Below are 20,856 nucleotides of genomic sequence, written 5' to 3' on the forward strand. Positions count from 1 at the left end.
ATCCTGGACGTCTGCAAGCGTTCCGGGACACGAATGGAGATCAGCGCCATGCCGCACCACAATACAGTATTTCGCGATCTGCTGAAGCTTGTGCCGTGGCATCGGTTCGAGGCGCTTGTGGACGATCATGATGCCGACGCGCGGGTTCGCCGGCTCTCGACCAAGGGCCAGTTTGTGGCACTGCTCTACGGCCAGCTGTCGGGCGCCTCGGGCTTGCGCGAGATCGTGACCGGGCTTTCGAGCCACGCGGCCCGGCTCTATCATCTGGGCGCGGATCCGGTCCGCCGGTCGACGATGTCGGATGCCAATGCCAAGCGGCCTGTTGCGGTGTTCGGCGAACTGCTGGAAGTCATGATGAAGCAGGCCCATCGCGGGCTGCGCCGCAAGCTCGCCGAGACGACCTATCTAATTGATTCCACGAGTGTGCGTTTGAACGAGCACAGCTCCGGCTGGGCCCGGTTCTCGTCCGGGGTCTGCGGCGCCAAGGTGCACGTGATCTACGATGCCGACGCCGATCGTCCGATCTATGCCGCGGTCAGTGCTGCTAACGTCAACGACATCACTGCAGCCCATCAGATGCCGATCACGCCGGGTGCGACCTATGTCTTCGACCTCGGATATTACGATTATGCCTGGTGGGCCGAGCTTGATGCCGTCGGCTGCCGCATTGTCAGCCGGTTCAAATCCAACACCCCGATCGATGTGGTCAAGGAGCTGCCGGTCACCCCGGGCAGCAACATCCTGTCCGATCGCATCGGCTTCCTCCCGGCACGCCAGGCCAGATGCCGCCGCAACCCGATGCAGGATGCGGTGCGCGAGGTGCGCATCACCACCGAGACAGGAAAGGTGCTGCGCCTGCTGTCGAACGATCTCGATGCCAGCGCCGAGGACATCGCCGATCTTTACCGCCGCCGCTGGGCCATCGAGCTGTTCTTCCGCTGGGTCAAGCAGACCCTCAAGATCACTCGCTTCGTTGGCACCTCAGAAAACGCCGTGCGAATCCAGATTGCCGTTGCCCTGATCGCCTTCCTGCTGCTGCGCCTCGCTCAGGCCACGCAGCAAGCCATTCGAAGTCCGCTCGTCTTCGCAAGGCTGGTTCGCGCTAATCTCATGCAACGCCGCCGTATCGACAACTTGCTCGCCCCGCCGCCGACCGTCCAAGATCAGCGGCAGATGTGCCTAAGTCTTCCTCAAACCTAAACCGGACAGCCGTGGGACAAGCCCGGCCATGACGGGCAGCATCGATCTCGTCGTTCTCCCGCCCCCCTACTTCTTCTTCCCCGGCCCGAAATCCGGCTGCCACGCCGCCTCCTTGCGGCTCGGCGCCGCGGCGATCACCTTGGCTTTGTCCTTCTTCGGCTTCTTGGCTTCGCGATTGCTGCGCTGCTGTCCCTTGGCCATGATTTCGTCTCCTCCAGGTTTCGAATGAACTTGGCTCGACCGATGGCAACACGCATCCTGCGCGGCGCGCAGGCGCATCCAAGACGTACGCCTGCATCACCCCAATAGCGAGAACTAAAACGCCGCGCGTGCTCACTGGATGCGGCCGCTGCCGGCCACGGAGCGTGATCCACCTCTCCCCGCTGGGGAGAGGTGAGCACCAAGTCTCGCTAACGAGCCCAAATTCATCTCCGCAGACGGCAGCGACGATAGCGCTGGCTATTGCCGGACATTGAGCGCATGGTCGTCGTTGCCGGTCGGTTGGGGCCGCTCTCGTGAGGGAAGGCAGGCGTGCATGACCATCCGGTCGCGGCGGGAGACCGTCACGTTCAGGCATCCGTTCCGCATCCACGGCATCGACCGGCTGCTGCCCGCGGGCAGCTATCCCGTGATCGCCGACGAGGAGACGATCGAGAGCGAGACCTTCTCGGCCTGGCGCCGCGTCGGCACGTCGATCATCGTCCCCGTGGACGGCGTGCTCGGCTCGGTGGAGATGCGCTCGATCCGCGCGATCGACCTTGCGGATGCGATGGCGTCCGACGCGAGCATCGCCAATGACTGACACCCCGGTCGATCTCGACAAGCATCGCGGCATGGCCGCGCAGAAGGCGACCGACCTGCGCCGCGCGCTGGCCGAGGTCGAGAGCAATGTCCGGCAGTTGCGCGAGCGCGAGGCCGATCTCGAAAACCGCCTGATGACGGTGCCCGCCGCCTCCTGGTCCGAAGCCGCCGTGAAGGCGCGCTACCTCCTCAATCTCTACGCCGCCAGCCTGCCGACCGAGGACACCCGCCACCGCGCCCTGGTCGCCGCCCTGTTCGACGATTTCGCGAGACTGGGCGGGGATAGTTGAGGAAGCCGCGGGCGCGCGCATCCTGCGACGCTTTGCGCATGGAAAACAGGTACGCCGGAGACAGGAGCGCACACTGAAAACAGGTGCGCGAATTGAAAACAGCTGTCGTCCTGGCGAAAGCCAGGACCCATAGCCACCGAACTGAGTTGTTACGGGTGCTCGCAGCTACAGCGCGCTTGAACAGCAGATGACCGGGGTTAATGGGTCCTGGCTTTCGCCAGGACGACGTTGGGGGTCGCACGCCCCAAGCGATGACCGAACCCGCGTACCAACCGCAGTAACAGGAGTAACCCCATGCCCCTCACCAGCGGCCGTTTCATCGGCCACGAACAGGACCGCGGCATCATCCAGTTTTCGATGCACGACGGGCCGAAGGAAATTCCCTGCGCGATCTCGACCTCGGCCATGGACGATCTCGAACGCGGCCCGCAAACCCGCCCCGACCAGCGCGAAGCCCAGTTCGCCCGCCTCCGCGACCGCATCGAAACCCGCGTCGCCAGCAAATATCGCGCAGCCGAGTTCGAAGGCACGCCGCCGGGGATCGTGCTGCGGAGCATTGATTTTCGGGGGTAGGGGAGCAAGTTACTGTTGCCCGCGCTTTGTCGGTCTTGCCGAGGCAGCAAGACCTCGTGGGTGCGTGCTTCACGGTTGGCCCCTCCAGATGAGGCCGGGCGAGCATCGCGGAATTTTGCGTAGATCCTTAAGTCGATTCTCCCAACTTGCGGCCGCACAGTCCGACTGCTTAGCTCAATTTGGTTCTGCGCGGACGTGTACGTTGCTTTGGCGTGGCCGTTTTTCGACCCTCGGGCCGCATTTGCTTTTGTCCGTTCTTAGTCAATTTTTCTAAGGTTGATTTGGCAGGTCCAGTTGTGGTCTTTCGCGTCTTCTTGGCTTTAGCCGCGCGAACGTAAAGTTGCGGTGCCACCTTGTCCGCGCTTTTGGGCCGCACGCGCTTCTTCGTCCGATCGTTTCCTTTTCTCCCCCCTACCGAAGCGATCGCAGCTTTGGCCCCGATCGGTACAGACACGTCAAGCACTACGACACGCAATCTCGATTGATCTTGTTCGGCAATCAGGTCCTCCAGCCGCTGCTTGAGTTCTTGTGCAGATCGTGGAGGCGATGTTCGTTCGAGTCGTGGAATTCGTCCCTTGCGGCTCGCCCCGTACCAAAAGATGGTGTAGATGCCATATCCACTCGCGTCAGGATCTCGGGTAGCCAATGCGCGGCAGCATATTCAGCATTTATTCTGTGAAAGTAGTCGACGGTTTCGTTGCCAGAAGCTCGGAAAGCTCGACGACCGAGCGCGGCTAACACTAGTTCAGATTTGGAGAATGGAATGGAGCGATAGCTTGGAAATTGCGGATCGACTTCTGAGTTGAGGAGGCTGATACCGCTAACGTCACTTATTAGTCGTAGGGCGAACGCACCGCCCGCTGCGGCTCTTACTTCACGAACTTCATATTGCCCTTCACCGTTGCGCGTTCGCCGAGTGTTGTGTTCGCGCAGTAACAATTCGTTGGTCGTCGCGAATAGTTCAGCTCTCGTCTTCGGCCAATGGTTCTTCCGCACCGCGGCGGCGAGCATGATTAGATTTTGTGGATTTAAAAGTAGGTCGGCCAAATCTCTCGCGGCAGCCTCAGCCAAGAAATTGACCGGATCTCCGATGCCGTGCTGTTGGAGGAGAGTCTGTTGCTCAGAGCTTGTGAGGGCTTGCAACGATAATACGACATGTCCGCCGGATGCGGAGAAAATAGGATGGAATGCTGCGAGATCGGTTCCTCCGAGCCAGTCGTGTTCTCGGCAGGCCAGACGGACCTTCTGAGGGCGCGCGGCAGTCAGCTTTTGAACGATCAGATCGATAGTCGTTGAGTCGTTTCGTCCGGCGCGTCGTTCATCTAGTGCGTCGATGAATAGAATGGCGTTCGGTTCAAAGTTCGGAGTATTTAGGAACGTTCGTGTTGAATAAACGTCGGTTCGTGCTGCGCGAGCTCGTTCGTCGAACAGATGGGATTTGCCGCTCCCGGGGTCGCCTACGAGAACAATATTCGGGAAGGTCTCAAATTCCGCGAAATGTCGATCTTTGGTTTCACGCTCATTTGGCACTGGATCGATCTGACGTACGAGACGATCTGACATGTGCAAGGGCTCCGCGGCGAGTGCGATCGCAGAGTAATCGTCAGAGCCCTAAGATTGGCAACCGCCGGTAGCTTCGATCGATGACAAATCCCAGTTTTCGTGGTTCTACGAGGCAAGTAAGACCCCGGTTCCGTCGCAAAACAAAGCCACAAACAAAAACGGCCGGATCTTTCGATCCGGCCGCAACGCAAAACTCAACTAGCTAAGCTTACGCCACGCGACGCAACTTAGCCCCCGCCCTATCAGGAAATCTCTTAGCTGGCCTTCTTGGCCGGCGCGTCGCCGACCTTCTTCTGGATGGCGCGCTTCAGCTCGAGGGCGCGCGGCGACAGGGCGTCGGCCTTGGCCTTGAGCAGGTAGGCGTCCAGGCCGCCATTGTGGTCGACGCTCTTCACCGCGTTGGTGGAGACGCGCAGGCGCACGTTGCGCTCCAGGGCTTCGCTGATGAAGGTCACGTTGACCAGGTTCGGCAGGAAGCGGCGCTTGGTCTTGATGTTGGAGTGGCTGACCTTGTGGCCGACGAGGGGGCCCTTGGCCGTCAGTTCGCAGCGGCGAGACATGGCAAAAATCCTTGTTTCGAACCCCCAACGATTGCGGCCGCCATTCGGGGCGCCACGGGGGCTAATTCTGTGTCCTTGTAGGGAGCGGGCGGACGTATAGGGGGATAGGGGCGGGTAGTCAAGGATTTGGGCCACGGATCGTGCCCCGGGATAAGGTGCGCTCCCTCCCCCGCCTGCGGGGGAGGGTTGGGGAGAGGGTGTCACCGCGGTGGGAACGTAGTGGATGTCCCCCAGAGGAGAAAGCCCTCACCCGCGCTGCGCGCGACCTCTCCCGCAAGCGGGAGAGGTTATCCCGCCGGGGCGGGGACACGGGCCGATCACCAAAACGGCAATGTTTAAAGCGCCTTACCATCACATAAAGGGCGCAATCGCGCCTGAAAGACTCCAGTGAGTTCCCGGCTTGAGCGGCCCGGATGCATTGCTTGCGGCCGTAACAGGCTTAAGTAACAACACTCGCTCTCCGATTGGATCGTTTCGTGCCCACCTCACCCCTCTTTCCGCCCCGGCTGCGTGCGGCCGGCCGGCTGACTGCTGTTGTCCGGCTGGCCCTGGTTGCGCTTGGCGGGCTGGTGCTGGCATGGGCGGCGGAGCCTGCGGCGGCGCAGGGCAAGCTCGAGGCGCAATATGAGGCGACGCTGGCCGGCATTCCGGTCGGCCGCGGTGCCTGGAACATCGATATCCAGGACGACGTGTTCTCGGCGGCGGCCTCCGGCGGCACCACCGGCATCTTGAAATCGTTCGCGGGCGGGTCCGGCACCGGCGCCTCGCAGGGCCGCATCGTCAATGGTGCGCTGGTCGCTTCCGCCTACCAGGCTTCCACCACCACCTCGAAGAAGACCGAAGAGATCCACATCACGCTCGACAAGGGCAATGTGAAGGAGTTCGGCATCATTCCGGAGCCGCCGGTCGATGCCGACCGCATCGTCGTCACCGACGCGCATCGCCGCGGCGTGTTCGATCCGATGACGGCCTCGCTGGTCCGCGTGCCCGGCACGGGGGACCCGCTGTCGCCGGAGGCCTGCCACGGCAGCGCGCCCGTGTTCGACGGCCGCATGCGCTACGAGCTCAAGCTCGATTTCAAGCGCATGGAGACCGTGAAGGCGGAGAAGGGCTATCACGGCCCGGTCGTGGTCTGCGCGCTCTATTTCGTGCCGATCGCCGGCTACATCCCCGACCGCCCCGTGATCAAATATCTGGCCGCCCAGCGCAACATCGAGATCGCGCTGGCGCCGGTCGCGGGCACGCGCATCCTGGTTCCATTCTGGCTGAAAGTGCCGACGCCGCTGGGGCCGGCGATGCTGGAAGCGACCAGCTTCATCACCACCGCCCAGCCGCCAAGGGTGGCGAAAACGCAGTAGGATCTTTGCCGCGCACGCCCCTCCCCGGCCGTCATCCTGAGGTGGCAGCCCTCTTGGGCGGCCCTCGGAGGACGACAGCCCGAATATTCTCTCCCGCTTCAACAATATCAACGACTTACCTACTGTGCATGGGGTTGTTTTGACGAAAGAGGTGAGGGGCCCGTCATGCCGGGGAATCCATTTGACTCCTCCCCGATTCTGATTCGACTCCGCGCCATCCCCAACTTAAGGAAATCCGTCATCGAAACGTCGCTTGTGCGGCAGCCCAAAACTCCATCTAGTGCGATGGAAACAAGAGTCCCGCGACATGTTGCGTGAACGGAAGGGGACTCCGTGGGGAGTCTGCGATTCGGCCGCGATTCGTTCTAGAGTCGTTCCGAAGCTTAAAGCGCGAGGGAAAAGCGTCGCAAAGTGAGACAGTTGCGCGGAATTTGCACGGCTATCTCGTCCCCCTCGCCCCGTTCTTACGGGGAGAGGGTTGGGATGAGGGGCTGCTTCCACGGATGCGGTGACAGTCGGACGCGCGGAGAGTCTCCCTCACCTCGCCGCCCCAGACAGCACTGACATTCGCCTCAATCGCCACTACCTAATCATTCAGAATGGCCTTTCCTCCTTCCCCCTTCGCTTCCGAGCGCGCGCTGTCCGATCGGGTGCCCGGCGCCGGCGTCACTGCGGTGCTCGGGCCGACCAACACCGGCAAGACCCATCTCGCCATCGAACGGATGCTCGCGCATTCCTCGGGCATGATCGGCCTGCCGCTGCGGCTGCTCGCGCGCGAGGTCTATAACAAGATCGTCGGACGCGTCGGCCCCGAGGCCGTCGCGCTGATCACCGGCGAGGAGAAGATCAAGCCGAGGAATCCGCGCTATTGGGTCTCGACCGTCGAGGCGATGCCGCGCGACATCGACGTCTCCTTCCTCGCCGTCGACGAGATCCAGATCGCCTCCGACCTGGAGCGCGGCCACGTCTTCACCGACCGCATCCTCAACCGCCGCGGCCGCGACGAGACGCTGCTTTTGGGCGCTGCGACGATGCGCCCGATCATCGAGCGGCTGTTGCCCGGCGTCTCCATGATCACCCGGCCCCGGCTGTCGCAGCTGGAATTTGCCGGCGATCGCAAGATCACGCGCCAGCCGCGCCGCACCGCGATCGTCGCGTTCTCGGCCGATGAGGTCTATGCCATCGCCGAGCTGATCAAGCGCCAGCATGGCGGCGCCGCCGTGGTGCTGGGATCGCTGTCGCCGCGCACGCGCAATGCGCAGGTCGAGATGTTCCAGAACGGCGACGTCGACTATCTCGTCGCCACCGACGCCGTCGGCATGGGCCTCAATCTCGACGTCGACCACGTCGCCTTTGCCTCCGACCGCAAGTTCGACGGCTATCAGTTCCGAAGGCTCACGCCGGCCGAGTTCGCGCAGATCGCCGGCCGCGCCGGCCGCGCCACGCGCAACGGCACCTTTGGCACCACCGGCCGCTGCGGTCCGTTCGAGCCCGAGCTCGTGAACGCGCTCCAGAACCACATCTTCGACCCCGTGAAGATGCTGCAATGGCGCAACTCGAAGCTGGATTTCTCCTCCCTCGGCGCGCTCCAGGTCTCGCTCAACCTGGCCCCCGGCCACGAGACGCTGACCCGGGCGCCGATCGCCGAAGACATGCGCGTGCTCGACCATGCCGCCCGCGACGTCGAGGTGCGCGATATCGCGCATGGCAAGGCTGCCGTGGAGCGGCTGTGGGAGGCCTGCCAGGTCCCGGATTACCGAAAGCTGTCGCCGGCGGCCCACGCCGAGCTCGTCACCACGCTCTACGGCTTCCTGATGCAGAAGGGCTGCATCCCGGATTCCTGGTTTGCCGCCCAGGTCGACCAGGCCGACCGCATCGACGGCGATATCGACACGCTGTCGGCCCGGATCGCGCAGATTCGCACCTGGACCTTCGTCGCCAACCGCCCGGACTGGCTGAGAGACCCCGAACGCTGGCAGGGGATCGCCCGCGAGGTCGAAAATAAATTATCGGATGCGCTCCATGAACGCTTGACTGAGCGTTTCGTTGATCGCCGGACCAGTGTATTGATGCGCCGCCTGCGGGAGAACACGAGCTTGAATACGGAAATCGGCAAGACCGGCGAAGTCATCGTCGAAGGCCATGTCATCGGCCGCCTCGATGGCTTCACCTTTGCACCGGATGCGGCGGAAGCCGGCTCCGATGCGAAAGCCTTGCAGGCTGCCGCGCAAGCGGTGCTCGCCGGCGAGATCAACACGCGCGCCGAAAAGCTCGGCAACGCGCCGGACGATCAGTTCGTGCTGACCTCCGATGGCACCATCCGCTGGACCGGCGATGCCGTGGCGCGACTGACCGCCGCAGAGGAGGCGCTGCATCCGCGCATCCGCATCATCTCGGATGAGCGGCTGACCGGCGGCCCCCGTGAGAAGGTGCAGGCGCGGCTCGATCTCTGGCTCAAGACGCATATCGAGAAGCTGCTCGGGCCGATGTTCGAGCTGTCGAAGGCCGAGGACGTCACGGGGATCGCCCGCGGCATCGCCTATCAGCTGGTCGAGGCGCTCGGTGTGCTCGAGCGTCCCAAGATCGCCAATGAGCTGAAGGATCTCGACCAGCCCTCGCGCGCGACGCTCCGTAAATACGGCGTCCGCTTCGGTGCCTATCACATCTATTTCCCCGGCATCCTGAAGCCCGCCGCGCGTGCGCTGGCCGCGCTGCTGTGGGCGCTGAAGCAGGACAATGTCGATCTGTCGGCGCTGTCAGGCGCGCAGCATCTGGCATCGTCGGGCCGCACCTCGTTCCCGGTCGACAAGCAGCTGCCGCGCGATGCCTATCGCGTGCTCGGCTACAAGCAGGCCGGCGAGCGCGCCGTGCGCGTCGACATTCTGGAGCGCCTTGCCGATTTGATCCGCCCCGCTTTGGCCTGGCGTGACAATGCGCCCGGCGAAAAGCCCGCCGGCGCGTTCGACGGCCGCAGCTTTGTGGTGACGCAGGCGATGACCTCGCTCACCGGCTCCGCCGGCGAGGACTTTGCCTCGGTGCTGCGTGCGCTCGGCTATCGTATGGAAAAGCGTCCGCCGCTGCCGGTGAAGCCCGCGGCGCCTGCCGCTGCGGAGACGCCCGTTGCGGACGTTTCCGCTGAGACGCCTGCGACGGAGGATGCTGCCGCCGCTGCGGAGACGGCCATTGAGGCCGCTGGCGAGCCAGTCACCGTCGAAGACGCGCCCGGCATGGAGCAGCAGGACGAGCCCGCGCACGAAGAGCCGGCGCTCGAAGCCTCGCCTGAAGCACCTGTCACGCCCGAGGATGCCCCCGGCATCGCGCCGCCGGCCGAGGAGGCCGCTGCACCCACGGAAGCTGCTGAAGCTGCTCCGGCCGAGACCGCTGCAACGGAAGCTGCCGCGTCGCCCGATGCCGCTGCGCCTGAGGCTGCCGCTGCGCCTGAGGCTGCCGCTGCGCCCGCCGAGCCCGAGCTCGTCGAGGTCTGGCGTCCCGGCGGCCGTCACGAGGATCGCAAGCCCCGCCACGAGCGCCATCGCCACCAGCGCCACACCAACCAGCGTCCGCAGGCCGGTGCTGAGGCTGGCGCCGCGGCCGCGCCCGGCGAAGCAGCCGAAGGCGCCAAGCCGGGCGAGCGCCATCGTCACGGCGGCGGGCATCGCCGCGACGGCGGCAGGGATTTCCGCAAGGGCCGTGAAGGCGGCGAGGGCGGAGAGCGCCGCGACGACCGCAACCGCAGCTTCCAGGGCAAGGACCGCGACAAGGATCGCGATCGCAACCGCGACAACAAGAAGTTCGGCGGCGATCGTGACAAGGGCCGTGACAATCGTGGCCGCGACCGCGACAAGGGGCGCGGTCAGGGCGGTCCGTCGCTGCGTCCCTACGCCTCGAGCGCCAGCCCGCGGGAGCGCGATCGCCCGGCCGACCCGAACTCGCCCTTCGCAAAGCTCGCCGCGCTGAAAGAGCAGCTCGCCGGTCGGAAGGAGTAAGCCCACGACCACCGAGCGGCAGCGCCTCGACAAATGGCTGTGGCACGCGCGGGTGGTGAAGGCGCGCACCTCGGCGGCTGAGCTAGTCGAGTCCGGTCACGTCCGCATCAACGGCACGCGCGAGACATCGCCGGGGCATGCGATCAAGATCGGCGACGTCATCACCGTCGCGCTCGACCGCACCGTGCGGGTGTTGAAGGTGACTGATTTCAACGAGCGCCGCGGCGATGCCGCCTCGGCGCGCGTGCTCTATGAGGAGCTCGGCGACGTAAAGCGCAATTAATTGCGGTTTGTATTCATTTCTTGGTCGATCAAACACATAAAGCCGTCATGATCGGGCCTTCCCGACCTTGCAGCGCGGGGCCATCCGCGCTACGCAAGCCGCGACTTTTAAAAGAGCTTTTCGGAGCGTTGGATGACTTACGTCGTCACTGAAAACTGCATCAAGTGCAAGTACACCGACTGCGTCGAGGTCTGCCCGGTCGACTGTTTCTACGAGGGTGACAACATGCTCGTCATCCATCCGGACGAGTGCATCGATTGCGGCGTGTGCGAGCCGGAATGCCCCGCCGACGCCATCAAGCCGGACACGGAACCCGGCCTCGAAAAGTGGCTGCAGGTCAACGCCGACTACGCCAAGAGCTGGCCGAACATCACCCAGAAAAAAGAATCACCTGCCGATGCGAAGGAGTTCGACGGCATGGAGGGCAAGTTCGAGAAATATTTTTCTCCGAACCCCGGCTCCGGGGACTAAAATCCGGCGCAAACTTAACCCTAATACTGTCGTTGCCGCTGAAAACCAGCCCTCAAGACCCCTAAATCATTGATTTTTGCGGGAAATGTGCTATATTGGGCACATTAAGCCGAACCCCGTCAGCCTCGTTGGCCCCTCTGGGTTCCCGTGAAACCAAATGTCGAAACAGGGGCGTGGCAGTTTCCGCGCGCAGGCTGTGTCACAGAAAACGCGTAAAAAGAGTACTTCAGCGAGGGCTTCCCATAAGGAGGCCAAAAAAGTCGCCGCGGCCAGCCGTAGCGCATCCAAGGGTCGGGCCGCTGCCAAGGCGCCGCCGGCTGCAAAGTCCTCGAAGAACAAAAGAAGCGCAATGCCTAACAAGACTGCCAAACCGGCCGCGAAAGCGACCGTTGCCAAGCCTGCTGCTGCCAAGGCTCACGCTGCCAAGCCCGTTGCTCCGAAGGCTCCCGTTGCTGCCGCCCCTGCCAAGGCCCCCGTTGCTGCTGCCAAGCCGGCTGTGAAGGCCGCTGCACCCGCGCCGAAGGTCGAGGAAAAGAAGGTCGTGACCCAGCGTCAGGGCTTCAAGGCCAACGAATTCGTCGTCTATCCCGCTCACGGCGTCGGTCAGATCCTGGCCATCGAGGAGCAGGAGATCGCCGGCGCGAAGCTCGAGCTGTTCGTCATCAACTTCATCAAGGACAAGATGACGCTGCGCGTTCCGACCGCGAAGGTCGCCAACGTCGGCATGCGCAAGCTGTCCGAGCCCGCGTTGGTGAAGAAGGCGCTCGAGACGCTCAAGGGCCGCGCCCGCGTCAAGCGCACCATGTGGTCGCGCCGCGCCCAGGAATACGAAGCAAAGATCAATTCGGGCGACATCGTCGCGATCGCGGAAGTCGTGCGCGATCTCTATCGCTCGGAGTCGCAGCCCGAGCAGTCGTACTCCGAACGCCAGCTCTATGAAGCGGCGCTCGATCGCCTCTCCCGCGAGATCGCGGTGGTGCAGCACTCGACCGAGACCGAAGCGGTCAAGGAGATCGAGGCCCAGCTCGCCAAGAGCCCGCGCCGTGCCAATGCCAAGGCGGAAGCCGCTGATGGCGAGGGCGAGACGGATGCCGAGGGCGATACCGACGATACCGATGGCGACGACACCGCCGTCGCGGACGAGGCTGCGTAAGCGCACCCGCCGATCACAACAGATCAAAAGCCCGGCCGCTCGGCCGGGCTTTTTGTTTGGACGCGGATCCAGCGCCGATCGAGCGTCGCCTACGGCGTCGCGCGCGGCTGGGTCCAGATCGCGATCGGCCGCTCGAGCCCGCGGATCGCTTGAGGATCCTGGGCGATCAACGATGCAAATGTTTCGGCTGTGCTGCCGAGCTCCAACTTGGCGCGACTGACGAGATCGTTGCTTGCTACCAGCGCGCAGTCGAGCCTGCGCGTCAGCGATTCGAGACGGCTTGCGGCATTGACGGTCGCGCCGATCACGGCAAATTCCAGACAAGTTTGCCCGATGTCGCCGAGCACCACCGGACCGTAATGCAGGCCAAAGCTGACGCGCATCGGTGGTTCACCGGACGCTGTTCGCCGCACGTTCCAGCCGTCCGCCGCGGCGATCATGGCCTGAGCACAGAGCAACGCGTTGCTGGCGTCGCGCGCGCTCGCGAAGGGTGTGCCGAATGTCGCCATCAATCCGTCACCCAGATATTTATCCAGCGTGCCGTCGTGGCGGAAAACCTCTTGCTCCATCAATCCGTGGAATTCGCGTAACGTTCGCACCACTTCCTCGGGGGCGCGCGCATCGGCAAAGGCCGTGAAGCCGACGATGTCCACGAACAGCACCGCAACGTCTTGCGTGCGCACCTGCTTCAACGGCTCGTCGTGCTTCGATAATTCCGTGACGACATTGGGTGAGAAGTAGCGCGCCAGATTGCCGCGTTCTCGTTCCACCGCAGCATGCCGGATCAGCAAATCATTGCTGCGGCTGGCCGCGAGCGCCAGTGTCACGGCCACGATCATGAAGACGACGATTTCCTGGATACGCTGGCCGAACCCGATCGCAGTGGGCGAGATCAGCGCGAACAGCCTGTGATCGCCGCCCACCGCCTCTGCAATGCGGGCGGTCAGTGCGGGATCGCGATCAGGTTGCCACCACACCCAGGCCACGCCGATCATCCAGAGCGCTGCGGTCCACGTTCCGACCGCAACCACGGTTCGCCAGGAATAGGCCAGCGTGGCGCCGGAGAGCAGCACGAAGAAGTAGATGAAGTTGTCGAAATGGTATTGCATCGCCACCGGCCAGTGCGTCGTGCCGAATGGGTTCGGGACCACGATGACGAATGTGAGCAGCGCTAGGTCGCAGAACAAAAGGGCCAGTTCCGACCGCGATACACCGACCCGCCCAACCCTGACCTGGGCCCAGCCGATCAGTGCAAACAGGCCGAGCAGCGCCACGTAGTACAGCTGCTCCCATGCCGGATTGATGGCCGGCAGCAGGCAGGCGATGATAGCCAGCGCGACGTAGCGCGCCCGTACGGCCAGTTGCAGGCCCTCCTTCTTGCCGGCTTCGAGCGCGGCCTGTGCAAACTGAACGGTTTCGGTGTCGCGCTGGTTGCGCGTCCGCGACAGCGCCGCAGGCGAGTTGAGGCGCTCGACGAGCATTGTCATGGGGCGGTTTCCTCGCTTGGGCCGATGCAGCACAGCGGCGGCTGTCAGCCGCGCATCTGACAGTCTAGTGATGCATGGAAGCGAGGTCATCAGCTCGGGTGAGCGTTTTCCTCCCGGCGCGGCGAACCGCTCACTTCACCGGCCGTTTCTCGAGCTTCCTTGCCAGCGTACGCCGATGCATCCCCAGTCGCCGTGCCGCTTCCGAGATGTTGAAGTCCGTCTCGATCAGCGTCTGGTGGATGCGCTCCCATTCCAGCGTCTTGATCGAGGTCGGCCGCACGTCGAGCGCGACGTCGGCGTTGCCTTCGGCCTTGTTGAAGGCGGCTTCGATGTCGTCGGTGTTGGAGGGTTTTGCGAGGTAGTGGCAGGCCCCTAGCTTGATGGCCTCGACGGCGGTCGAGATGCTGGCGAAGCCCGTCAGCACCACGATCAGCATTTCCTCATCGTGGGTGTGCAGCAGCTCGACACAGGCAAGGCCCGAGGCGCCCCCGAGCTTGAGGTCGACCACGGCGTAGCCGAAGGATTGCCCCTCCAGAACTCTCCGGACGTCTTCGATCGACGCGGCGAGCACGACCTCGTAGCCGCGGCGCTCGAACGAGCGCTTCAATGTGCGCGCAAAGCCCTCGTCGTCCTCGACGACGATGAGCGAACGGTCAGGTGTCAAAGCTGCCTCCGATCGCGAGCGTCGCAAGCGGCAGGGTCAGGCGAACGGTGGCGCCGCGCTTCCTGTGGTTCTCGGCGATCACGCTGCCCCCCAGCTTGCGCACCACGTTCACCACCAGAAACAGGCCGAGGCCGCCCCCGGCGCGACCCTTGCTCGACTGATAGGGCTTTCCGAGCTGCGCCAGCATTTCCGGCGCGAAGCCTGGGCCGCGGTCGCTGATCGAGAGCACCAGATTGTCGCCCTCGCGCTCGGCCACCAGCTCGACCCACTCGCGCGAGACCTCGTAGGCATTGTCGAGCACGTTGAAGATCACCTGCTTCAGCGCGATGTCGGAGACGATCGCGACGTCCTCGCCAAAGGTGTTGACGAAATACAGCGTCCGCGCCGAGCGCGCATCGCGCCATTCCTCGACCAGCGCGGTGACGAAGGCTGTCACCGTCGTCGCCGACGATCCTTCGCCGCGCGCCTCGCCCGCCGACACCAAAATGCCCGTCACGATGGACTTGCAGCGTTGCAGCGAGGTTTCCATCTCGGTGAGGTCCTCGGCCAGCTCCTGATCGGCGGCGAGATCAGGCATGCGTCGCCAGTCACTGAGGATGACCGAGAGCGAGGCGAGCGGCGTGCCGAGCTCGTGCGCTGCGCCGGAAGCGAGCAGACCCATGCGGACGATGTGATCCTGCTCGGCGGCGTGCTGGCGGAGTGCTGCCAGATGCGCGTCGCGCTGGCGAAGGTTCCTGTTGATACGGGTGACGAACACGACCAGCAGCACGGCGTTGAGGACGAAGCCCAGCAGCATGCCGGTGACGGTGAGCGTGTAGGTTTCGCTCAGCGGATTCGGCGGTAGGTCGAGCGGCCGGTAGGCCATCGTCAGCCACACAAAGCTTGCGCAGGTCAGCGCCACCAGCGACCAGGTCGAGCGTGCATCGAGCAGCACGGCGCCGAGCGTGACCTGGAGCAGGAACAGCGACGTGAAGGGATTGGTGGCGCCGCCGCTCAGGTAAAGCTGTGCGGTCAGCGCGGCGACGTCGAGCATCAGCGCGACCAGGAGCTCGTTGTTGGTGATGGCGGCGCGATGCCGTACCCAGACCAGGCTCGAGACATTGAGCAGCACCAGCGCGCCGATCACCGCGCCCATGCGGGTGAGGGGGAGGGGAATGCCGAGCCAGAAATGCACCCCGCCAATGGTCACGATCTGGCCGACCACCGCGGTCCAGCGCAGCTGGATCAGCAGCGCCATGTTCTTGCGGTTGGTCTCGTCGTCGGTCGGTGCCGCGCCGATCAGCTCGCTGCGGGCGTCCGCCTGCGACTGCAGCGTGACGGCCAGCTCGCCAAAATTGTTCCCATCGTCAGGTCGGTTCGACGATCGTTCCAGCATCTGATCCCGTCCTGCGGGCGGAAGCATCTGAGCCGCCGGCCGGTTCGTGGACGAAGCGCGTGCGGCGGAACAGCCCGCCGCGGAATGTGACGAAAAGTCTACCAGCCAGCATGAAAGCCAGGGCAAACCACGTCAACGCGTAGATCAGGTGGTTATTGGGAAAGCGGATCACGGTCAATCCGCCGATTGGACCGACGCCGGATTGTGATCCGGCGTCCGCATCGATGAAGAAGGGCGCGACGTTCTGGAGATCGCGCGCGGCCGCAATCGCACCAACATCCCGCGAGTACCAGCGGTTGTGCTGGGGCACGTTGTCCCTGAGAAATCCGCCCTTCGGTTCGGTGATGCGCAGAAGCCCGGTGACCTCGATCTGGCTGTCAGGATTGCCGGCTTGGCGCGTCGATGGGTCGCGCCGCTCGGATGGCACGAAGCCGCGGTTGATCAGGACAAGCGTTCCGTCGGCGCGCTGGAGCGGCGTCAGGACCCAATAGCCAGGGCCTTCCTCGGTGACGGCCTGCACCAGCGTCTCGCGGTCGTGCAGGAAGCGGCCGGAGACGCTGACATGCCGGTATTCGTCGCTTGCGGCGGAGACCGCGGGCCAAGCGGCGCGCGAGGGGATTGGCTGGGCCGGGGCATGAACGCGCTGCTCCACGCGGTCGATCAGCGCCAGCTTCCAGGCGCGGCGCTCGACCTGCCAGATGCCGAGGGCCATCAGAACAACGACCGCGGTGAGCGAGAGACCCGTGAGCCACAAGGATGGACCCGCAGCCCTCGCGGGGCTGCGGGATTCGCTTCCTTTGGGCTTCACGAGGTCGCTCATTTCATTCCCGTCATCTCGTGGACCGGCATCATATTGCTGTTGAGGTGATTCATCACCCACAGCGAACCGGACAGCGCGATCACCACCATGACGATGGTGAAGATCAGCGCCATCATGCTCCAGCCGTTCTCGGATTTCGGGCTCATGTGCAGGAAGTAGATCATGTGCACGACGATCTGCACGATTGCGAAGGCCATGATGACCAGCGCGGTGATCTGCTTGCTCGGCAGCATGCCGCTCATCACCAGCCAGAACGGGATCGCGGTGAGCACCACCGAGAGCACGAAGCCGAGCATGTAACCCGAGAACGTGCTGTGGGCGTGGCCGTCGTCATGGTGATGAGCGTCCGCGTGGGCGGCGTGGGTGTCGGTGTTCATCGCAGAACTCCCAGGAGATAGACGAAGGTGAAGACGCCGATCCAGACCACGTCGAGGAAGTGCCAGAACATCGACAGGCACATCAGGCGACGGCGGTTGGCCTCGATCAGGCCGAAGCGCCAGACCTGCACCATCAAGGTCGCCAGCCAGATCAGGCCGCAGGAGACGTGCAGGCCATGGGTGCCGACCAGGGTGAAGAAGGCGGACAGGAAGGCGCTGCGCTGGGGCGTGGCGCCTTCATGGATCATGTGGGCGAATTCGGTGAGCTCGATGCCGATGAAGGCGGCGCCGAACAGGCCGGTGATCAGGAGCCACATCTGCGTCTGCGCGATCTTGTTCTGCTGCATGGTCAGCATGGCAAAACCATAGGTGATCGACGACAGCAGCAGCATCGAGGTGTTCACCGCGACCAGGTCGAGGTCGAACAGGTCCTTCGGCGCCGGCCCGGCGGCATAATTGGCGCCGAGCACGCCGAAGGCGGCAAACAGCATCGCGAAGATGAGACAGTCGCTCATCAGATAGATCCAGAAGCCGAGCGAGGTGCTGTAGCCTTCCGGATGCGGATGCTCGTCGGCGAGATAGAAGACCGGCTCGCCGGTTTGTGAGGGATTGACAGCGACAGTCATTTACTTGGCTCCGGCGAGCAGTTTGGTGCGCGCGTCCTCGGTCCGGATGACGTCGTCAGCCGGAATGTCGAAGTCGCGGTGGTAGTTGAAGGTATGACCGATCCCGACGGCGAGCATTGCGATGAAGCTCGCGGCCGCCAGCCACCAGATGTACCAGATCAGACCGAAGCCCATCGCGGTGGCGAAGCCGGCGAGGATGATGCCGGTGCCGGTGCTGCTCGGCATGTGGATCGGCTTGAATCCGACCAGCGGGCGCTGGTAGCCGCGCTTCTTCATGTCCCACCACGCGTCATTGTCGTGAACGACGGGGGTGAAAGCGAAGTTGTAGTCCGGCGGAGGCGAGGAGGTCGCCCATTCCAGGGTGCGCGCGTCCCAGGGATCGCCGGTGACGTCCTTGAGCTGCTCGCGCTTGAGGAAGCTGACCGCGAATTGCATCAGCATCGAGAGGATGCCGAGGAAGACGAGGCCGGCGCCGATCGCGGCGATGACGAACCAGATTTGCAGGCTCGGATCGTCGAACACGCGCAGGCGGCGGGTCACGCCCATCAGGCCGAGCACATAGAGCGGCATGAAGGCCATGTAGAAGCCGGTGACCCAGAACCAGAACGACAGCTTGCCCCAGAACGGATCCAGCTTGAAGCCGAACGCCTTCGGGAACCAATAGTTGATGCCGGCGAATGCGCCGAACACGACGCCGCCGATGATCACGTTGTGGAAGTGCGCGATCAGGAACAGGCTGTTGTGCAGGACGAAGTCGGCCGGCGGCACCGCGAGCAGCACGCCGGTCATGCCGCCGAGCACGAAGGTCAGCATGAAGGCGATCGTCCACAGCATCGGCAGCTCGTAGCGGATTCGGCCGCGATACATCGTGAACAGCCAGTTGAACATCTTCGCACCCGTCGGGATCGAGATGATCATCGTGGTGATGCCGAAGAACGAGTTGACGCTGGCGCCCGAGCCCATCGTGAAGAAGTGGTGCAGCCAGACCAGGTACGACAGGATGGTGATGACCACCGTGGCGTAGACCATCGAGGTGTAGCCGAACAGCCGCTTGCCGGAGAAGGTCGAGGTGACTTCCGAGAAGATACCGAAGGCGGGGAGAACCAGGATGTAGACCTCGGGATGCCCCCAGATCCAGATCAGGTTCACGTACATCATCGGGCTGCCGCCGAAATCATTCGTGAAGAAGTTGGTGCCGACATAGCGATCGAGCGAGAGTAGCGCGAGCACCACGGTCAGGACGGGGAAGGAGGCGACGATCAGGATGTTGGTGCAGAGCGAGGTCCAGGTGAACACCGGCATCTTCATCATGGTCATGCCGGGACAGCGCAGCTTCACGATGGTGCAGATCAGGTTGATGCCGGACAAGGTCGTTCCGACGCCGGCGACCTGCAGCGCCCAGATGTAGTAGTCGACACCGACGTCAGGACTGTAGCCGATGTTCGACAACGGCGGATAAGCCAGCCAGCCGGTACGGGCGAATTCGCCGATGAACAGCGAGATCATCACCAGCACCGCGCCGCCAACCGTCATCCAGAAGCTGAAATTGTTCAGGAACGGGAACGACACGTCGCGTGCGCCGATCTGCAGCGGCACCACATAGTTCATCAGACCGGTCACCAGCGGCATCGCCACGAAGAAGATCATGATCACGCCGTGGGCGGTGAAGACCTGGTCGTAGTGATGGGCGGGCAGGAAGCCCTCGGAGCCGTTGAATGCCAGCGCCTGTTGCGCGCGCATCATCAGTGCGTCGGCGAAGCCGCGCAGCAGCATCACGATGCCGAGGATCATGTACATGATACCGATGCGCTTGTGATCAACGGTGGTGAACCACTCGCGCCACAAATAGCCCCAGAGGCGGAAATAGGTCAGGCCAGCGAGCAGCGTGACGCCGCCGAGCGCGACCATCACGAAGGTGCCGACCAGGATCGGCTCGTGCAACGGCAGCGAATCGATGCCGAGACGGCCGAAGATGAGCTTGAGAAGATCAGGAGACATGCGAGCTCTCTTTAGGAGTCTGACGTCAGGAGTCTGACTTGGGACGTTGTCCCAGGAAGAAGGACGAGGACTTCAGCGGCGTGAAGGTCGGCCGCTTCAGGCCGGCGCCGAGCAGCGGCGCGGTGTCGAGCGGGGCCTTGATCGACGCGGTGGTCTGACCCTGCGGCGCATCCGGCGTGCAGGTGCCGGCGACGAAGGTTGGTTCGGGTCCGAGTGCGGTGCCGCGGCGGGCGTATTTGTCGTAGGAGAGCGGCAGGGTGTTGTTCAAGCCCTCGTGGCCGTTGCCGCCCTTGGCGTCGATCGCCATCATCTCGCTCTGGCACATCTTACCGGCCTCGACGCACATGTTGAGGATCAGGCGGTAGAGATCGGCATCGACCGTGCCGTAGCGGCGGACCGGCTCGTTCTCGCTGGGCTTTTCGAGCTGGAGATATTCGCCGCGGCCGAGCGAGCCGCCGGCGGATTTGGTCTGCGCGACCCAGGCGTCGAAGCCCTTGTCGTCGAGGCCCTGGAAGTTGAAGTGCATGCCGGAGAAGCCGGCGCCGCTGTAGTTCGCCGAAAAGCCCTTGTAGGTGCCGGCGTGGTTCACGACGGCGTGGAGCTTGGTCTCCATGCCGGGCATCGCATAGATCTGGCCGGCGAGCGCGGGGATGTAGAAGGAGTTCATCACCGAGGAGGCGGTGATGCGGAAGTTGATCGGACGATCGACGGGAGCGGCCAGATCGTTGACGGTGGCGATGCCGTAGTCCGGATAGATGAAGAGCCATTTCCAGTCGAGCGCGACGACGTCAACCTCGAGCGGCGCCTTGGACTGGTCGATCGCGCGGTCGGCATGGATGCGGCCGAGCGTGCGATAGGGGTCGAGCAGATGCGTGCCCATCCAGGTCAGCGCGCCCAGGCAGACGATGATCAACAGCGGCGCCGACCAGATCACCAGCTCGAGCTTGGTCGAGTGGTCCCAATCCGGTTCATAGCGGGCCGAGGTGTTGGACTGGCGGTAGCGCCAGGCGAACAGCACCGTCAGCGCCATCACGGGGACGACGATCAGGAGCATCAGGATGGTGGAGATGATGACGAGGTCGCGCTGTTGCGCCGCGATATCGCCGGCTGGCGCCAGCACGACGTAGTTGCAGCCGCTGAGCGCAGCTGCCAGGGGTAGCAGCGCCAGGATCTTGAGACGGGACACGGGCCGAGCCTTATGAGAATGAGTTTCCTTTGCGGGGTCAATGGGTAGCTGCGGCGCAGCAATCCGGACATTGGACAATTTGTCC

General features: G+C 63.7%; 20 protein-coding genes. 9 read left to right on the forward strand and 11 right to left on the reverse strand.

What is annotated here, in order from left to right; genetic code table 11:
* Positions 1–48 precede the first annotated feature (48 nt).
* Positions 49–1,200, forward strand: coding sequence for an IS4 family transposase (locus ACWAT4_RS03165; RefSeq protein WP_212444482.1), 1,152 nt, complete (start codon positions 49–51; stop codon positions 1,198–1,200).
* A 66-nt stretch (positions 1,201–1,266) separates the two neighbouring features.
* Here ACWAT4_RS03165 and ACWAT4_RS03170 read toward each other — a convergent pair whose 3' ends face one another.
* Entirely contained in the window at positions 1,267–1,401 is a 135-nt protein-coding gene (locus ACWAT4_RS03170; protein ID WP_283815704.1) for a hypothetical protein, read from the reverse strand.
* A 334-nt stretch (positions 1,402–1,735) separates the two neighbouring features.
* Here ACWAT4_RS03170 and ACWAT4_RS03175 point away from each other — a divergent pair, with 334 nt between their 5' ends.
* From ACWAT4_RS03175 to ACWAT4_RS03185, 3 genes are all read left to right on the forward strand, one after another.
* Positions 1,736–2,002 (forward strand): hypothetical protein, encoded by a 267-nt coding sequence (locus tag ACWAT4_RS03175; RefSeq protein WP_212427805.1) that lies wholly within the window; start codon positions 1,736–1,738, stop codon positions 2,000–2,002.
* A complete protein-coding gene (locus ACWAT4_RS03180) occupies positions 1,995–2,291 on the forward strand; it encodes a hypothetical protein (RefSeq protein ID WP_212303962.1) in 297 nt (98 codons plus the stop codon). The genes ACWAT4_RS03175 and ACWAT4_RS03180 overlap by 8 nt, the downstream gene beginning before the upstream one ends.
* 294 nt (positions 2,292–2,585) lie before the next feature.
* The gene (locus ACWAT4_RS03185; protein ID WP_212303961.1) at positions 2,586–2,864 is read left to right on the forward strand and encodes a DUF1488 family protein; all 279 of its coding nucleotides are present in this window, start codon (positions 2,586–2,588) and stop codon (positions 2,862–2,864) included.
* A 498-nt stretch (positions 2,865–3,362) separates the two neighbouring features.
* Here ACWAT4_RS03185 and ACWAT4_RS03190 read toward each other — a convergent pair whose 3' ends face one another.
* Positions 3,363–4,427, reverse strand: a complete 1,065-nt coding sequence (locus ACWAT4_RS03190; RefSeq protein WP_449729785.1) for an NACHT domain-containing protein — start codon at positions 4,425–4,427, stop codon at positions 3,363–3,365.
* A gap of 254 nt (positions 4,428–4,681) precedes the next feature.
* Entirely contained in the window at positions 4,682–4,987 is a 306-nt protein-coding gene (rpmB, locus tag ACWAT4_RS03195) for a 50S ribosomal protein L28 (protein WP_212301799.1), read from the reverse strand.
* A 548-nt stretch (positions 4,988–5,535) separates the two neighbouring features.
* Here rpmB and ACWAT4_RS03200 point away from each other — a divergent pair.
* The 5 genes from ACWAT4_RS03200 (at position 5,536) to ACWAT4_RS03220 (ending at position 12,238) form a co-directional block, all read left to right on the forward strand.
* On the forward strand, positions 5,536–6,345 hold the full coding sequence (locus ACWAT4_RS03200) for a DUF3108 domain-containing protein (RefSeq protein WP_449731332.1): 810 nt from the start codon (positions 5,536–5,538) through the stop codon (positions 6,343–6,345).
* 599 nt (positions 6,346–6,944) lie between these two features.
* Positions 6,945–10,331 (forward strand): helicase-related protein, encoded by a 3,387-nt coding sequence (locus ACWAT4_RS03205; protein ID WP_212301801.1) that lies wholly within the window; start codon positions 6,945–6,947, stop codon positions 10,329–10,331.
* A 52-nt stretch (positions 10,332–10,383) separates the two neighbouring features.
* Complete coding sequence (locus tag ACWAT4_RS03210) at positions 10,384–10,614, forward strand: S4 domain-containing protein (RefSeq protein ID WP_449729786.1); 231 nt, start codon at positions 10,384–10,386, stop codon at positions 10,612–10,614.
* Between the two features lie 132 nt (positions 10,615–10,746).
* On the forward strand, positions 10,747–11,085 hold the full coding sequence (gene fdxA / locus ACWAT4_RS03215) for a ferredoxin FdxA (protein ID WP_018643465.1): 339 nt from the start codon (positions 10,747–10,749) through the stop codon (positions 11,083–11,085).
* Between the two features lie 349 nt (positions 11,086–11,434).
* Positions 11,435–12,238: a CarD family transcriptional regulator gene (locus ACWAT4_RS03220; protein ID WP_212301802.1), complete on the forward strand. Its 804-nt coding sequence runs from the start codon at positions 11,435–11,437 to the stop codon at positions 12,236–12,238.
* An 89-nt stretch (positions 12,239–12,327) separates the two neighbouring features.
* Here the strand turns inward: ACWAT4_RS03220 and ACWAT4_RS03225 are convergent, their stop codons facing one another.
* The 8 genes from ACWAT4_RS03225 to cyoA form a co-directional block, all read right to left on the reverse strand.
* Positions 12,328–13,725 carry an adenylate/guanylate cyclase domain-containing protein gene (locus tag ACWAT4_RS03225; RefSeq protein ID WP_212301803.1) on the reverse strand — a complete coding sequence of 466 codons (1,398 nt, stop codon included), beginning with the start codon at positions 13,723–13,725 and terminating at the stop codon, positions 12,328–12,330.
* Positions 13,726–13,855: 130 nt separating this feature from the next.
* Entirely contained in the window at positions 13,856–14,389 is a 534-nt protein-coding gene (locus ACWAT4_RS03230; RefSeq protein ID WP_449729787.1) for a response regulator transcription factor, read from the reverse strand.
* Complete coding sequence (locus tag ACWAT4_RS03235) at positions 14,379–15,764, reverse strand: ATP-binding protein (protein WP_212301805.1); 1,386 nt, start codon at positions 15,762–15,764, stop codon at positions 14,379–14,381. The genes ACWAT4_RS03230 and ACWAT4_RS03235 overlap by 11 nt, the downstream gene beginning before the upstream one ends.
* Positions 15,736–16,584, reverse strand: a complete 849-nt coding sequence (locus tag ACWAT4_RS03240) for an SURF1 family protein (protein WP_212427796.1) — start codon at positions 16,582–16,584, stop codon at positions 15,736–15,738. The genes ACWAT4_RS03235 and ACWAT4_RS03240 overlap by 29 nt, the downstream gene beginning before the upstream one ends.
* Complete coding sequence (gene cyoD, locus ACWAT4_RS03245) at positions 16,581–16,961, reverse strand: cytochrome o ubiquinol oxidase subunit IV (protein ID WP_212301807.1); 381 nt, start codon at positions 16,959–16,961, stop codon at positions 16,581–16,583. The genes ACWAT4_RS03240 and cyoD overlap by 4 nt, the downstream gene beginning before the upstream one ends.
* A complete protein-coding gene (gene cyoC, locus ACWAT4_RS03250) occupies positions 16,958–17,587 on the reverse strand; it encodes a cytochrome o ubiquinol oxidase subunit III (protein ID WP_449729788.1) in 630 nt (209 codons plus the stop codon). The genes cyoD and cyoC overlap by 4 nt, the downstream gene beginning before the upstream one ends.
* Positions 17,588–19,585 carry a cytochrome o ubiquinol oxidase subunit I gene (gene cyoB, locus ACWAT4_RS03255; protein ID WP_212427794.1) on the reverse strand — a complete coding sequence of 666 codons (1,998 nt, stop codon included), beginning with the start codon at positions 19,583–19,585 and terminating at the stop codon, positions 17,588–17,590.
* Between the two features lie 25 nt (positions 19,586–19,610).
* The gene (gene cyoA / locus ACWAT4_RS03260; protein WP_449729789.1) at positions 19,611–20,771 is read right to left on the reverse strand and encodes a ubiquinol oxidase subunit II; all 1,161 of its coding nucleotides are present in this window, start codon (positions 20,769–20,771) and stop codon (positions 19,611–19,613) included.
* Positions 20,772–20,856 lie beyond the last annotated feature (85 nt).

This window comes from Bradyrhizobium sp. T-1, from assembly GCF_053592855.1.